This is a genomic window from Belnapia rosea (assembly GCF_900101615.1).
GTDB classification, from domain to species: domain Bacteria; phylum Pseudomonadota; class Alphaproteobacteria; order Acetobacterales; family Acetobacteraceae; genus Belnapia; species Belnapia rosea.
Map to the genome: position 1 here is coordinate 1 of NZ_FMZX01000033.1, position 13,462 is coordinate 13,462.

The window sequence follows — 13,462 nt, forward strand, 5'->3', positions numbered from 1 at the left end:
GGACGCTATCCTGGCAGCCCCCAGCGGGTGTGAGCTGACGCGGGCGCTGCAAGCGAAGCTGCGGCGAGCGCGCGACCAGCTTCTGACCTTTGTCGACTGGCCTGGCCAGGTCGGGGCGACGAACAACGCCTGCGAGCGCGACCTGCGTCCCGCCGTGATCCAGCGCAAGGTCACCAATGGCTATCGCGCGATGTGGGCCGCTCAGGGCGAGGCGGACGTGCGCACCGTCGTCGACACCGCCCGCCTCGCGCCGAACACTAGCGTATTCGGCACGATCCTGACGACTGTCACGGCCTGACCGCTACGCCGCAGAAGTCAGAGAGGGGGTGGGGAATTACGTCGCCGGACTGCCCTCGGGGCAGGCACGATTGGCGGGATAATCCGAGAGCCAAGTGCCCAACCCTGCCGCTGCTTTCGGACACCTGATGATGACAACGCTCGCCCTGGCTGGGCCAAACCAGCAACGCCTTATCCATCTTCACAGGCTTGGGCTGACCTTTTTTCAGGCCCGGCCAGTTGAGCGACTGTTCCCTACAAGGAGACCACATGACCGACACCTCCTCCAAAGCCAAGCCAAACGCTGCCCAACTCGCATCCCCGTCCTACCGCTTGGCCGTGCTTGATCCTGACTTCCTGCTGGGTCCGTCGATGCGGGGAGTTCGTTTCTTGTTGGAATTCGCCAAGGCGGACGAGGTGCTCCGCGCGTGGCAGGTGCGTTCCACCATCGTGGTATTTGGCAGCGCCCGCGTAGGTCAGGGCGGCCCTGGCCGGCATGCGTTCTGGTACGAACAGGCGCGGGCCTTCGGTCGCATCGCGTCGGAGCGGGGAGGAGCCTTCCGGGACGGAGAGGGCATCCGAGACAATGTCATCGCTACCGGTGGCGGGCCGGGGATCATGGAGGCGGCCAACCGGGGAGCCCAGGACGCAGGGGCGCCGTCGATTGGGTTCAATATCGTGCTGCCTCACGAGCAGGAGCCAAACGCCTACTCGACGCCCGAACTGACATTCCTTTTCCATTATGGCTCTTATTGGGATCCGGGGTGATGGACCCGGGGCTGGGTAGCGTGCCTGGAGGCGGTCTGTGATGGTGTGCGAGGGCGGGATAGCGAACCGGCCCACGCGAGGAGCCCTCCGCATCATGGCTGTACCGGATCTGGTCAACCTCTCGGCGCTGATCGACGACACCAAGTGCTTTGCCCTGGTGCGCCAGCATCGCTGGCCGGAGGGTGTCCGCTGCCCTGCCTGCGGCAGCGGTAGCGTGGTCCGCGACGGCTTTGACGAGACCCAAGCCCACCGCCAGCGGTATCGCTGCAAGGCCTGCACGGGGCGCTTCGACGACCTCACCGGCACGGTGCTGGCCGGGCATCACCAGCCGCTGCGGGTGTGGGTGCTGTGCCTGTACTTCATGGGGCTGAACCTCTCCAACCGGCAGATCGCCCAGGAACTGGGCCTCGACGGGTCGGACGTGCAGGCCATGACGGAGCAGTTGCGCGGCGGCCTGGTCGCCAAGGCTCCAGCCGTGCGACTGGAGGGCGAGGTGGAGATCGACAAGGTCTACGTCGTGGCCGGGCACAAAGGCCAACCTGCGGCCGTCGCAAAAGGGGGCGGTTTGGACGCCGCCGCAGACTGGCAGGAGCGCCGGGCCGCGGCACACTGGAGAAGGACAAGCCGCCGATCCTCGGCCTGATCCAGCGCGGTGGGCAGGTGGTCATGCGCATGCTGGCCAATGTGCAGCAGAAGACAATCCAGCCAATCATCGAGGCTGCCGTCGCCAAAGGCGGCCGCATCCACACCGACGAGTACGACATCTACGCCCGCCTGCCGGTCTGGGGCTATCAGCACAAGACAGTCTGCCACGCCCGTGGCGAGTATGCGCGTGACGAGGATGGCGACGGCTTCTGCGAGATCCACGTTAACACCATGGAGGGAACGTGGTCCTTGCTGCGCTCCTGGCTCCGCCCGCACCGGGGCATCTCGCAAGAAAAGCTGCCGCTCTACCCCGGCTTCTTCGAGTTCGTGCACAACGCCCGGCGCCGGGGCAAAGCCCTCCTGGGCGCCCTCATCGCGGCTCTGGTGGTGTAACAGCCGCCATCACCCCGGATCCCAATAAGAGCCACGTCTGATTGTCGGCATCCATATCGACGAAGATGTCGGTATCAGCCGGCCGGTGGCAGAAGAGCTTGAGCGGGCATCACTGACTTGCTCCGTGCGAGGCTTATCGCAAGTGAAGGGCGCGGCCGCAGTCGCGACAAACCGCCAGATTCCAGGTCGTCCACGCCGCCGCCCCATGCAACGCGACGATCCGCCGTGCCAGTCGGAACGGCGTAATTCAGCAGACCCGCGCGCCGGGTATCAGCGATCGGAGCAAAGGCTCAGGTACTTTCGCGCACGATAAGCGTGTGACCGAGGTCATGCATGCGCGATGGCATGGCGACAAGGTCAACGCGGCTGCTCTGGCCGGTGCGCTCGAGCAGCATCTCGGCGGCCCGCTTTCCCATGTCCTCCGCCCTCATGTCGATGGTTGTGAGTGCGGGATACATCGAGCGGGCGATCTCAGCGTCATCGAAACCAGCGACTGCAAGATCGCGCGGAACAGAGAGGCCACGCCGGTGCGCTTCGAAAACCACACCGGCAGCGAGGATGTCGCTGGCGACACAGATGGCGTCGAGTTGTGGCCGCCGCTCCAACAGACGTGCCAGGGCAGCCGCTCCGCCCTCCATTAAAAAGTGCGTGGCCTCTTCGCAGGCTGCAGGGTCATGTGGCAGCCCGGCTTCGGCCAACCCATCCAGATAGCCGCCCAGCCGAGCCTGTGCCCGGATATTGTGCCGGGTCGATCCACCGATGAAGCCGATGCGCCGGCGTCCGCGCGCAAGGAGATGGCGGACAACGTCCTGCGCGCCTTGCCGCTGCGGCACAGATACCGCATCAACAATGAACTCAGTCGCGGAGTCAGCCCACATCTCGACGAGCGGAACGCCAGCTTGTTCCAACATTGCGATCGTCTGGGGCGTGTGCCCGCCTGCGAACAGCGCGATCCCATCCACGCGCCGGGACAGGAAGGCGCGCACCAAGGCTTCTTCCTGCAATGGGTCGTAGTGGCTGACGCCGAGTACGAGTTGATACGACGCCCGACGCAGGACATCAGACATGCTTTGCAGCGTCGGCGCGAAAGGCTGGCTGATTAGCGGAATGACCGCGGCGACGACCTGAGTGCGGGACGAAGCCAGCCCACTCGCCACCAGATTAGGCAGGTACCCCGTTTCCTCTAATGCAGCACGGACCTTGGCAAGGGTGGATGCGGCGACCGCCGGGGGAGTGCGGAGCGCGCGAGACACCGTCATGACCGAGACGCCGGCAAGGCGCGCGACATCCTCCATACGCAGCGCAGGCACACCGTTTGGCTTGGATGCCACAGCATCCTCGGTCCCTCCTTTCTGAGGCTTCCTGCGCCTTCGTTGTCTCAGCATTGAATTCATTCTGCCCTGCCTGATGACCAGCTTGGTTTACCATAGACACCCGGTCCGCCGCCCCAGCTGCCAGGTAAGGGTTGCGCAGCCTTTCTTGTTAACGCTAACCTTGCGCAGTTAGCGCTACCACTGCGACCAGGTCGGGGGCAGTATCCAGCCGCTGACATTGAGCAATGGGCCAAAGAGCCCGAGGAAGCGTCGATGCAAGCAGATCCACAACGAACCTTTCCATCACGGATAGACCGGCCGCTCACTTAGGCGACCCATACCCGGGCAACGTTGCCGTTGAGTGCGGGCATCATCCATTTCGAGCCTCTGTCGCTTTCGTCGAGCGAAAATCTCGTTCTTTCCAAGAGGACGCCAATGCCGGCTGTTCATCCCGATACCCAAGCTCTGCTGACCTTGATCCGGGAATCGGGGCGGCCGCCCTACGAGGTGCTCTCCCCATTGGCGGCGCGGCGCGCTTACGCGGCAGGCCGCGCCCTGTTGCAGCCAGCTCCGGTCGAAGTCGCCGAGCTGCGCGATGTGACGATAATGGGCAAGACGGGGGAAGTTCCTCTGCGGCTCTACCGGGGCGTGGATACATCGGCGGCCAATGTCCTGCCCTGCCTGCTCTATCTGCATGGCGGCGGCTGGGTCTTCGGCGACATAGACTCCCATGACGGGGTGTGCCGCCGACTGGCTAACGATGCCCGGTGCTGCGTCGTCGCCGTGGATTACCGCCTGGCACCCGAACACCCCTTCCCCGACGCGATCGAGGATTGCATGGCGGCCCTCGCCTGGGTCGCCGGCAATGCAGGTGCATTGCACATCGATGCAGCGCAAATTGCAGTGGCAGGCGACAGCGCCGGAGGCAATCTAGCCGCGGTGCTCGCCCTGATGGGGCGCGACGGTACCGTGCCACCTAGCGTGTTCCAGGCGCTGTTGTATCCCGTGGTCGATCTCACCATGAGCGCGGAGAGCTACGAGCGAATTACGGAAGGCGTGCCGGTCACCGCGAAGACGATGCGGTACTTCGTCGACCACTATTTGCCGGACGTGGCGCAACGGACGGATTGGCGCGCATCGCCGCTGCGGGCACCTAACCTTCACGGGGCGCCCCCCGCGCTAGTGCTGACCTGCGGCCACGATCCCCTTTGCGACGAGGCCCGGCAATACGCCTGGCGGTTGGAACGTGATGGCGTCCGAGTCGCCACACTGCATCTGAGCGATCAAGTCCATGGAATCTTAACCATGGGCAAGGTCATCGGCGCGACGGACGGCATTCTGGCCTTCATTGCGGCCGCGCTCCGCGATGCCTGGCGGACTGCTGCCGGAGCGGCGCCATGACCCGCCTCCTCGAGGGCAAATCGGCGCTGGTCACCGGCGGCGGTTCTGGGATCGGGCGCGCGACATCAATCGTTATGGCGCGCGAGGGCGCTTTCATTACCGTTGCGGACCTCTCAGGTCCGGCCGCCGACGAGACCATCGAGCTGATCCGCGCAGCAGGCGGTGAGGCACAGGCGGTCGTCGCCGATGTGACCAAGCCCGATGAAGTGACGGCCATGGTCGCGGCGGTGGTCACGACCTATGGTCGGCTTGATTGCGCCTACAACAATGCCGGGGTCGCGGCCGTCCATGTCGGTGCGGGCGGTCAGCGCGTCGGGGACATCTCCCAGCAGGCCTGGGATCGCATGCTGGCAGTGAACCTGACTGGCGTTTGGCTCTGCATGAAGCATGAGCTGGCGGCGATGGAGGGACAGGGAGGTGGTGTCATCGTCAACACCAGTTCCATCGCCGGCCTGGTTGGCCTGCCCGGATCCAACGCCTATGTCGCGGCGAAGCATGGCGTGATCGGCCTGACCAGGGCTGCGGCCATCGACCACGCTGCCACCGGCGTCCGCGTGAACGCGGTTTGCCCAGGTTACATTGAGACGCCGATGGTCGCCGAAGCGATGGCGCGCCGTGGCGACCAAATCCTGGCCACGGTGCCGATGCGCCGATTGGGGATCGCCGACGACATAGCGGAAGCCGTGGTGTGGCTGTGCTCAGACCGTTCGGGCTTCGTCACCGGAACCACACTGACCGTCGATGGTGGCTACACCGCAGGCTGAGTCGGAATGGCGACCGATCAGGCGCCGCAGTCAAAGGACTTGTCGACATGGCACAGAACTTCCAGCCTGCCGTGATCTTCCACACGGAATGCCAAGGTCCGGTACATCGTTCAGGCGTTACGCGAAATGATCGAGCTAGGCTACACGACCATGGAAGTGCGCCAGGACGTCCATGACCAATATAACCACCGTCTCGACGAGAAGGCCCAGAGCATGGTCTGGGCGCATCCTGGCGTGACAAGCTGGTACAAGAACGACCGCAACCGCATCACGGTCACCTCGCCCTGGCGGCTGCTCGACTACTGGGGGATGACGAGGCATTTCGTGCCTGAGGATCTCCTAGTGGCAAAGCCAGGCCAGAAGCCTGAGATGCCGGGACAGGGAGCAGATGCGGTCATTTCGGCCGACAGCCTGTCTGTCAGTTGAAATGGCCCCGAGTGACAGGACTGAAGCAATGGAATTCAGGAGCACATCGCGCCGGGCGCTGCTCGGCACGGCTGCGCTCGCAGGTGCGGCGGTCCTGCCGGGACGTCCCACGCGGGCGCAGTCGGATGGTGCGGCGAAGCCGAAGCTGCGCCTCGGCATCATCACTGACCTCTCCGGCCCCTATGCGGATCTGAGCCGTCCTGCGGAGGCCTGCGCGCGTCAGGCCTTGGAGGATTTCGGCGTTTCGGGGCGTGGGTGGGACGTCGATATCCTGGTCGCCGACCACCAGAACAAGACAGATATCGCCGCCGCCACGGCGCGCCGCTGGTTTGATCAGGAAGGCGTCGACGCACTGGTTGACGTTTCAACTTCGGCAACGGCCCTCGCGGTTAACGGGTTGGCACGTGAGAAGAACAAGGTCTTCCTAGCGACAGAGCCAGGAACCAGCGAGCTGACCGGCGCGTCCTGCAGCCCGAACACAATCCATTGGGTCTGGGACACCGCGATGCTCGCGCGGTCGCTGGGCTCGACAGTGCTGGCGCAAGGCGGCGACAGTTGGTTCTTCCTCGGCGCCGACTATGCCTTCGGGCACCAGATGGTGCGGGACACCACGGCGGTGGTGCAGGCTCGCGGCGGCAAAATCGCCGGCAGTGTGTTCCATCCGTTCCCGGGCACTTCGGATTTCTCGGCCTTTCTGCTGCGCGCCCAATCTTCGCGTGCCAAGGTCCTGAGCCTCTGCAATTCGGGCGCGGACCTCATCAACACCGTGAAGCAGGCACGCGAGTTCGGCGTGAATCGCAGCATGAGGATCGTGGGCATGATCACCTACGATACGGTTATTCACTCCCTCGGGCTGGAAACCGCGCAAGGCATGCAGATCGCCGCTACTTACTATTGGGACCTGAATGACCGGACACGTGCCTGGCAAGCGCGCGTGCAGCCCAAGACGCCCACATTGTACCCCAACATGGGCACTGCTGGCATCTACTCCGCCGTGACGCATTACCTCAAGACCGCTGCAGACATGGGCATCGCAGAGGCGAAGCGGGACGGCCGGGCGACTATTGCGCGCATGAAGTCAATGCCGACTGATGATGACTGCTTTGGCATGGGCACCATACGTGAAGATGGCCGCAAGATGCATCCGGTCTACATCCTGGAAGCGAAGAAGCCGTTCGAGAGCAAGCATTCCTGGGACCTGCTGAAGACCGTCGCTACAGTCTCGCCGGAGGACGCTTTCCGTCCGCTGAACGAAGGCGGCTGCCCGCTGGTGCGCGGATAACAAAAAATAGGAGAATGCCCATGGATTTCAGCGGCAAGGTCGCACTGGTGACCGGCGGAGCCGGCGGCATAGGACGGGCTGCCTCCCTGGGTTTCGCGCAGGGCGGTGCACGTGTGGCCGTGGTCGACCGTGATGCAGTCGGCGGCGAGGAGACCGCACGGCTCGTGCGTGCAGCCGGGAGCGAGGCCTGCTTCGTGCAGGCCGACGTCACCAAATCCGCCGATGTCCAGGGCTATGTGAAGGCGACGCTGGACGCGTATGGCACCATCGACTGCTTTTTCAACAACGCCGGCATCGAGGGCAAGATCGCGTTGACTGGCGACTATGAGGAGGATGTTTTCGACGCGGTCATCGCGGTCAACCTGAAGGGTGTTTTCCTGGGCCTTCGGCACGTAATTCCAGTCATGCTCCGGCAGCAGGGCGGCGCCATCGTGAACACCGCCTCAACGGCCGGGATTGCCGGGTCGCCGGGTCTTTCCGGCTACGTCGCTTCGAAGCATGGCGTGATTGGGTTGACCCGAACCGCCGCTAGTGAATACGGCCGCAACGGCATCCGGGTAAATGCCGTGTGTCCTGGACCGACGGACACGCGAATGATCCATTCGCTGGAGGCGCAGACCAGCACCGAGGGAAGCAACAGCGTGCGAGAACGGTATCAGTCCACGATTCCCATCGGCCGCTACTCCACGCCCGAGGAGATAGCAAACTTGGTGCTATTCCTCAGCTCCGAGCTCGCCGGCAGCATCACCGGCGGGCAGTACCTCATTGATGGTGGGCGTGGCGCCAGTCCGAGCGCTTTGCGCACCGTTGCCGCCGGATAGCATCCGGCACAGCCAAGGACATGCGTTGCTAAGGCTGCTCACAGAGGGCGGCCCTCACAGGGGGAAAATATTCGATCATGTATGACCATGTGATCGCACGGCGACGCGTGCTGCTGGCCGGCGCTGCGGCCGGCGTTGCGCTCGCGGCGCCCGCCCTAGCGCAACCAGCCTGGCCAAACCGACCAATCCGGATGATGGTCGGCTTCGCGCCGGGCGGACCGACCGACGTGCTATCCCGCATGCTAGCGCCGGGCATGGCCGAAATACTTGGCGTTCCCGTTGTGGTTGACAATCGGCCCGGCGCGAATGGCAATCTCGCCATGGATTTCGTCGCTCGCTCGACCGACAGCCATACCCTGACGCTGGTCAATGTCGGGCAGGTCGCCATCAACCCGCATACCTACACAACCATGCCGGTCGACCCGCTCAAGGATCTGGTGCCAGTCGCCACCGCCATCACCGGCGATTTGCTACTGGTTGCACATCCGAAGCTCGGCGTGACCACCCTGACCGAGTTGATTGCTTTGCTAAAGGCGAATCCTGGCAAGTTCAGTTATGCCAGCACAGGCTCGGGCGGCATCACCCATGTCGTGATGGAGTTGTTTAAGAATGCGACCGGCATCGAGATCGAGGCGGTGCATTATCGCGGCGCTGGGCCAGCGAGCCAGGACATGCTGGCTGGGACCACCCATCTCATCATCGATGCACTTCCGATGTACGAGCAGACTGTGCGCGACGGGCGACTCAAAGGCATTGCGGTACTGTCGGCGCAGCGGTCATCGATTCTTCCCGACGTGCCGACGATGGTAGAGTCCGGCTTCGGCGACTTCGTCTATCCGAACTGGTTTGGCTTGCTGGTGCCGCGGGGGACGCCGCCAGCGGTGATCGAGCGCCTCGCCGACGCCAATCGCCGGGCACAGCAGAGCCCGCAGCTGCGTGAGCGCTTGCAGGATATTGGGTGGGTCGCGGCGGCGGATACGCCGGAGCATTTCACCTCCCGCATCATGCACGACTACCGTGTCTACCGCGAAATCGTGCGAGCGAAGAATATCCGAGCCGATTGACCCCGTCCGGCCGTCCGGAAACGGGCGGCTGCCATTGCCTGACACCGGGAGGCAGCACAAATGGTCCCCTCTACGACACGCCGTGCCATTGTGGCCGTTATGGCTGGCCTCTCCACGTCGCCAGTGGTGCCCAGCAGTGCCCAGGCGCCAACGGTGATCCGGCTCGGCGTTCTCTCGGACTTCTCAGGGCCTTATCGCGACTGGTCGGGCCCCACCACGCTCGCCTGCGTGCAACAGGCGGTGGAGGAGATGCGTGTGCTGCGGCCAGAACTGCGCGTCGAGGTCCTCCAGGCCGACCACCAGAACAAGCCAGATGTGGGCGTTAACACCGCACGGGAATGGTTTGATCGGCGTGGCGTGGATGCCATTGTAGATGTAAACAACTCCGCCGTTGGTCTAGCCGTGAGCAGTGTGGCGCGAGAGAAGAACAAAGTCTTCCTGGCATCCGGCGCCTCGACCGCCGCCCTCACTGGGGCGCAGTGCTCGCCTAACACGGTGCATTGGACCTACGACACCTACATGCTCGCCAAGTCTACCAGCCAAGCCATGGTGCGGAATGGCGGCGACAGCTGGTTTTTCATCACCGCTGATTACGCGTTCGGGCACCAAATCGAACGTGACGCCACGCAGTTCGTTCGGCAGGCTGGCGGCCGGGTGCTGGGTGCGGTGCGCTATCCTTTCCCGCAGACGACGGATTTCTCCTCGCAGATGCTGCAGGCCCAGGCCAGCGGCGCCAAGGTCCTGGCCCTGGCGAATGCTGGCAACGACACGGTGAACTGCGTGAAGCAAGCGCAGGAATTCGGCCTGGGCCGGCGCGGCATCCGCGTTGCGTTGATGCTGGCCTATCTAACCGACATCCACACCATGGGGCTGCAGACCGCTCAGAGCCTCGTGCTGGCGGAAAGCTTCTACTGGGACCTGAACGATCGCACCCGCGCCTTCATGGATCGGGTGCGTGGCAGGCTGGCCGGCAACAGCCTCAACCAAATGAACGCCGGCGGCTACGCCGCCACGCTGCATTACCTGAAAGCGGTCGCCGACATGGACGCGGTCCGGGCCAAGGCCAGCGGGCTGGAGACGGTGCTGCGGATGAAGGCGATGCCGACCGATGACGACTGCTTCGGCCCCGGCAGCATCCGCGCCGATGGCCGTAAGCTGCATCCGGCTTATCTGTTCGAGGTGAAAAAGCCCGAGGAATCCAAGGCACCCTTTGACTACTACAAACTTGTCGGCACCACCCCGGCCGAGGAGGCCTTCCGGCCCATGGCCGAAGGCGGCTGTCCGCTGGTTTGATCATTGTCCCGAGGAGAACTGTCCCGCCATGCCCGACGTGAACCCCGCTCCTGCCGCCCGCGAGTACGACGCCCTCATCATAGGCGCCGGATTTTCTGGCCTGTACCAGCTGCTGTGCCTGCGTGACCGGCTTGGGCTGAATGTACAGGTGCTGGAAGCCGGCGATGGCGTGGGTGGCACCTGGTACTGGAACCGCTACCCCGGCGCCCGCTGCGACTCCGAAAGCCATGCTTATAACTACACATTTTCGAAGGAGCTCTTTGAGGAGTGGGAATGGACCGAGCGCTATCCGGACCATGCGGAAATCCGTCGCTACCTGAACCATGTGGCCGACCGATTCGACCTGAAGAAGGACATCCGCTTCAGCACCCGCGTGGTCGGTGCCCGCTACGACGAGGCGGCGAATCGCTGGTCGGTGACCACCGAGGCGGGAGAGACGCTGACGGCGCAATTCCTGATCACCGCCGTTGGCTGCCTCTCCACCGCCAATGTGCCGAAGTTTCCGGGCCTCGAGGAATTCGGCGGCGATTGGTACCACACCGGACAATGGCCGCATGAAGGCGTAGATTTCACGGGCAAGCGCGTCGGCCTGATCGGTACCGGCTCCACCGGCATCCAGGCGACACCGGTCATTGCTGAAACGGCAGCGCACCTCACTGTATTCCAGCGCACCGCCAATTACAGCGTGCCGGCTCACAACGCACCGCTGACGCCGGAATTCAAGGCCTGGGTAAAGGAGAACCATGCCGAGATCCGTCGGATCATGCACAGCAACACCAATGGCCAAGCCTTCTTCATCGAGGACCGCTCGGCCTGGGACGTGACGCCCGAGCAGCGCCAGACGCTGTACGAAGCCGCCTGGGCCAAGGGCGGGTTGCAGTTCCGCGCCGTCTTCCGCGATATGCTGCTGGATAAGGCGGCGAACGACACCGCGGCCGAGTTCCTGAAGAACAAGATCCGCTCCATCGTGAAAGACCCGGTGACCGCGGCGCTGCTGGCTGATATCGACCATCCCTATGCCGCCAAGCGGCCGCCGATCGACACCGACTATTTCGCCACCTTCAACCGCGAAAACGTCACTCTGGTCGATGTCCGCCGGGCTCCAATCGAGGCGATCACGCCGACTGGACTCCGCACCCGCGACGCGGAGTATCCGCTCGACATCATCGTCTTTGCTACCGGCTACGATGCGATGACCGGCCCGTTGCTGAAGCTGAACATCGCAGGTCGCAATGGCCTGCCGCTGGCCAAGGCTTGGGAGGCCGGCCCGCGCAGCTACCTCGGCTTGCAGGTGGCGGGCTTTCCCAACCTCTTCACCATTACCGGGCCGGGCAGCCCTTCGGTGCTGTGCAACATGCCCGTAGCCATCGAGCAGCATGTTGAGTGGATCACTGACTGCATTGCGCACATGCGCAAGCGCGAACTCGCACGTATTGAGGCGCAGACCGACGCCGTAGAAAAATGGGTTGAGCAGGTAAATGACGCCGCCAATGCGACCTTGCTGCCGCAGGCGGTGAGTTCTTGGTATCTCGGAGCGAACGTACCAGGAAAGCCGCGAATCTTCATGCCGTATGCCGGCGGCATGGCACGCTACCGCGAGATCTGCGCCAATGTTGCGGCGAGGAACTACGACGGTTTTGCGCTGAGTGACTGAGCCTCCATTTTGATGCGTCCTGCGCAAGAGGCGCCTGAAAGCTCGAGGGATGACGATGGTAGCCAAACACCATACTCGCCGGGCTCTGTTGGGTTCGGCGGTCGCTGCCGGTACCCTAACAAACATACCCGCACGCGCCCAGGTGAGCGGGGCAGGCAGGCCGCGTCTGCGCCTTGGCATCATCGCTGACCTGTCCGGACCCTATGCCGATCTGAGTCGGCCATCAGAGGTCTGCGCGCGGCAGGCGCTGGAGGATTTCAATGTCTCCGCCCGTGGCTGGGATGTGGACGTGCTTGTCGCCGACCACCAGAACCGGGCCGATGTCGCGGTGGCGACTGCGCGACGATGGATCGATCAAGATGGGTTAGACGCGCTGGTGGAAGTCTCCACCTCCGCCACCTCGCTTGCGGTGAATACGATCGTGCGTGAGAAGAACAAGGTCTTCTTGGCCTCGGGTCCCGGAACCAGCGACCTGACCGGCGCCCAATGCAGTCCGAATACCATCCATTGGGTGTGGGATACCGCGATGCTGGCGCGGTCCGTGGGCTCCTCAGTCCTGCGGCAGGGCGGCGACAGCTGGTTCTTCCTGGGTGCTGACTATGCTTTCGGCCATCAGCTCGCGCGTGACACCACCGCAATTGTGCAGGGTGGCGGAGGCCGCGTCTTTGGGTCGGTATTCCATCCATTCCCAGGGACGACGGATTTTTCCTCGTTTCTAATCCGGGCTGGTTCATCGGGCGCCAAGGTGTTGGGGCTCTGCAATTCGGGCGCGGACCTCATCACCTGCGTAAAGCAGGCCCGCGAATTCGGCATTGCCCGCCGCATGAAGATTGTTGGCCTGCTGACTTACGACACGACGGTCCACTCCCTCGGGCTGCAGGAAGCGCAGGGGCTGCAGATCGCTGCGACCTATTATTGGGATCTGAACGATCGGACCCGCTCATGGCAGGCCAGGGTGCAGCCGAAGACCCCGAAGCTGTATCCCAACATGGTGACGGCCGGCATTTACTCATCGACTATGCACTATCTCAAGGTGGTGGCGGATATGGGCGTGGCGGAGGCGAAGCTGGATGGGGCCGCAGTGGTTGCCCGCATGAAGGCCATGCCGACCGATGACGACTGCTTTGGACCGGGCCGCGTCCGCGAGGACGGGCGCAAGCTTCACCCGGTCTATCTTCTTGAGGCAAAGAAGCCGGCCGAAAGCCGGCACGAATGGGATATGCTCAAGGTGGTCGAAACCCTCACGCCCGAGGATGGCTTTCGTCCCATCAGCGAAGGAGGATGTCCGCTGGTACGGACTTGAGACCGTCGACGAGCGGGGCCGCTAGGAGACGCCGCACCATCCAGCAGGTCCCATGATCG

14 protein-coding genes are annotated in these 13,462 nt (G+C 63.7%); 13 read left to right on the forward strand and 1 reads right to left on the reverse strand.

Annotated features, from left to right (window positions below; all coding sequences use genetic code 11):
- From BLR02_RS25340 to BLR02_RS30170, 4 genes are all read left to right on the forward strand, one after another.
- Positions 1–298 (forward strand): IS66 family transposase (locus BLR02_RS25340; protein ID WP_143018304.1); only part of this gene is annotated, 298 nt, incomplete at its 5' end.
- Between the two features lie 248 nt (positions 299–546).
- Positions 547–1,044, forward strand: coding sequence for an LOG family protein (locus BLR02_RS25345; protein WP_218128059.1), 498 nt, complete (start codon positions 547–549; stop codon positions 1,042–1,044).
- A gap of 94 nt (positions 1,045–1,138) precedes the next feature.
- Positions 1,139–1,687 carry a transposase gene (locus tag BLR02_RS30165; RefSeq protein ID WP_218128060.1) on the forward strand — a complete coding sequence of 183 codons (549 nt, stop codon included), beginning with the start codon at positions 1,139–1,141 and terminating at the stop codon, positions 1,685–1,687.
- Positions 1,654–2,082 (forward strand): IS1595 family transposase, encoded by a 429-nt coding sequence (locus BLR02_RS30170; protein WP_245704955.1) that lies wholly within the window; start codon positions 1,654–1,656, stop codon positions 2,080–2,082. The genes BLR02_RS30165 and BLR02_RS30170 overlap by 34 nt, the downstream gene beginning before the upstream one ends.
- 290 nt (positions 2,083–2,372) lie before the next feature.
- Here BLR02_RS30170 and BLR02_RS25355 read toward each other — a convergent pair whose 3' ends face one another.
- The gene (locus BLR02_RS25355) at positions 2,373–3,377 is read right to left on the reverse strand and encodes a LacI family DNA-binding transcriptional regulator (RefSeq protein ID WP_176849821.1); all 1,005 of its coding nucleotides are present in this window, start codon (positions 3,375–3,377) and stop codon (positions 2,373–2,375) included.
- A 375-nt stretch (positions 3,378–3,752) separates the two neighbouring features.
- Here BLR02_RS25355 and BLR02_RS25360 point away from each other — a divergent pair, with 375 nt between their 5' ends.
- The 9 genes from BLR02_RS25360 to BLR02_RS25400 all read left to right on the forward strand — a co-directional run bounded on the left by BLR02_RS25360 (position 3,753) and on the right by BLR02_RS25400 (position 13,403).
- Positions 3,753–4,796 carry an alpha/beta hydrolase gene (locus BLR02_RS25360; protein WP_245704952.1) on the forward strand — a complete coding sequence of 348 codons (1,044 nt, stop codon included), beginning with the start codon at positions 3,753–3,755 and terminating at the stop codon, positions 4,794–4,796.
- Positions 4,793–5,560 (forward strand): SDR family NAD(P)-dependent oxidoreductase, encoded by a 768-nt coding sequence (locus tag BLR02_RS25365; RefSeq protein ID WP_090665104.1) that lies wholly within the window; start codon positions 4,793–4,795, stop codon positions 5,558–5,560. Before BLR02_RS25360 ends, BLR02_RS25365 begins: the two co-directional genes overlap by 4 nt.
- 126 nt (positions 5,561–5,686) lie before the next feature.
- Complete coding sequence (locus BLR02_RS25370; protein WP_090665105.1) at positions 5,687–5,986, forward strand: hypothetical protein; 300 nt, start codon at positions 5,687–5,689, stop codon at positions 5,984–5,986.
- A gap of 28 nt (positions 5,987–6,014) precedes the next feature.
- Positions 6,015–7,268, forward strand: a complete 1,254-nt coding sequence (locus tag BLR02_RS25375; RefSeq protein WP_090665106.1) for an ABC transporter substrate-binding protein — start codon at positions 6,015–6,017, stop codon at positions 7,266–7,268.
- A 20-nt stretch (positions 7,269–7,288) separates the two neighbouring features.
- Complete coding sequence (locus BLR02_RS25380) at positions 7,289–8,089, forward strand: glucose 1-dehydrogenase (RefSeq protein WP_218128061.1); 801 nt, start codon at positions 7,289–7,291, stop codon at positions 8,087–8,089.
- A gap of 77 nt (positions 8,090–8,166) precedes the next feature.
- Positions 8,167–9,153, forward strand: a complete 987-nt coding sequence (locus tag BLR02_RS25385) for a Bug family tripartite tricarboxylate transporter substrate binding protein (RefSeq protein WP_090665108.1) — start codon at positions 8,167–8,169, stop codon at positions 9,151–9,153.
- 99 nt (positions 9,154–9,252) lie between these two features.
- The gene (locus BLR02_RS25390; RefSeq protein WP_245704953.1) at positions 9,253–10,446 is read left to right on the forward strand and encodes an ABC transporter substrate-binding protein; all 1,194 of its coding nucleotides are present in this window, start codon (positions 9,253–9,255) and stop codon (positions 10,444–10,446) included.
- Between the two features lie 28 nt (positions 10,447–10,474).
- Positions 10,475–12,100, forward strand: coding sequence for a flavin-containing monooxygenase (locus BLR02_RS25395; protein ID WP_090665110.1), 1,626 nt, complete (start codon positions 10,475–10,477; stop codon positions 12,098–12,100).
- Positions 12,101–12,149: 49 nt separating this feature from the next.
- Entirely contained in the window at positions 12,150–13,403 is a 1,254-nt protein-coding gene (locus BLR02_RS25400; RefSeq protein ID WP_245704954.1) for an ABC transporter substrate-binding protein, read from the forward strand.
- The last annotated feature ends 59 nt before the right edge of the window (positions 13,404–13,462 follow it).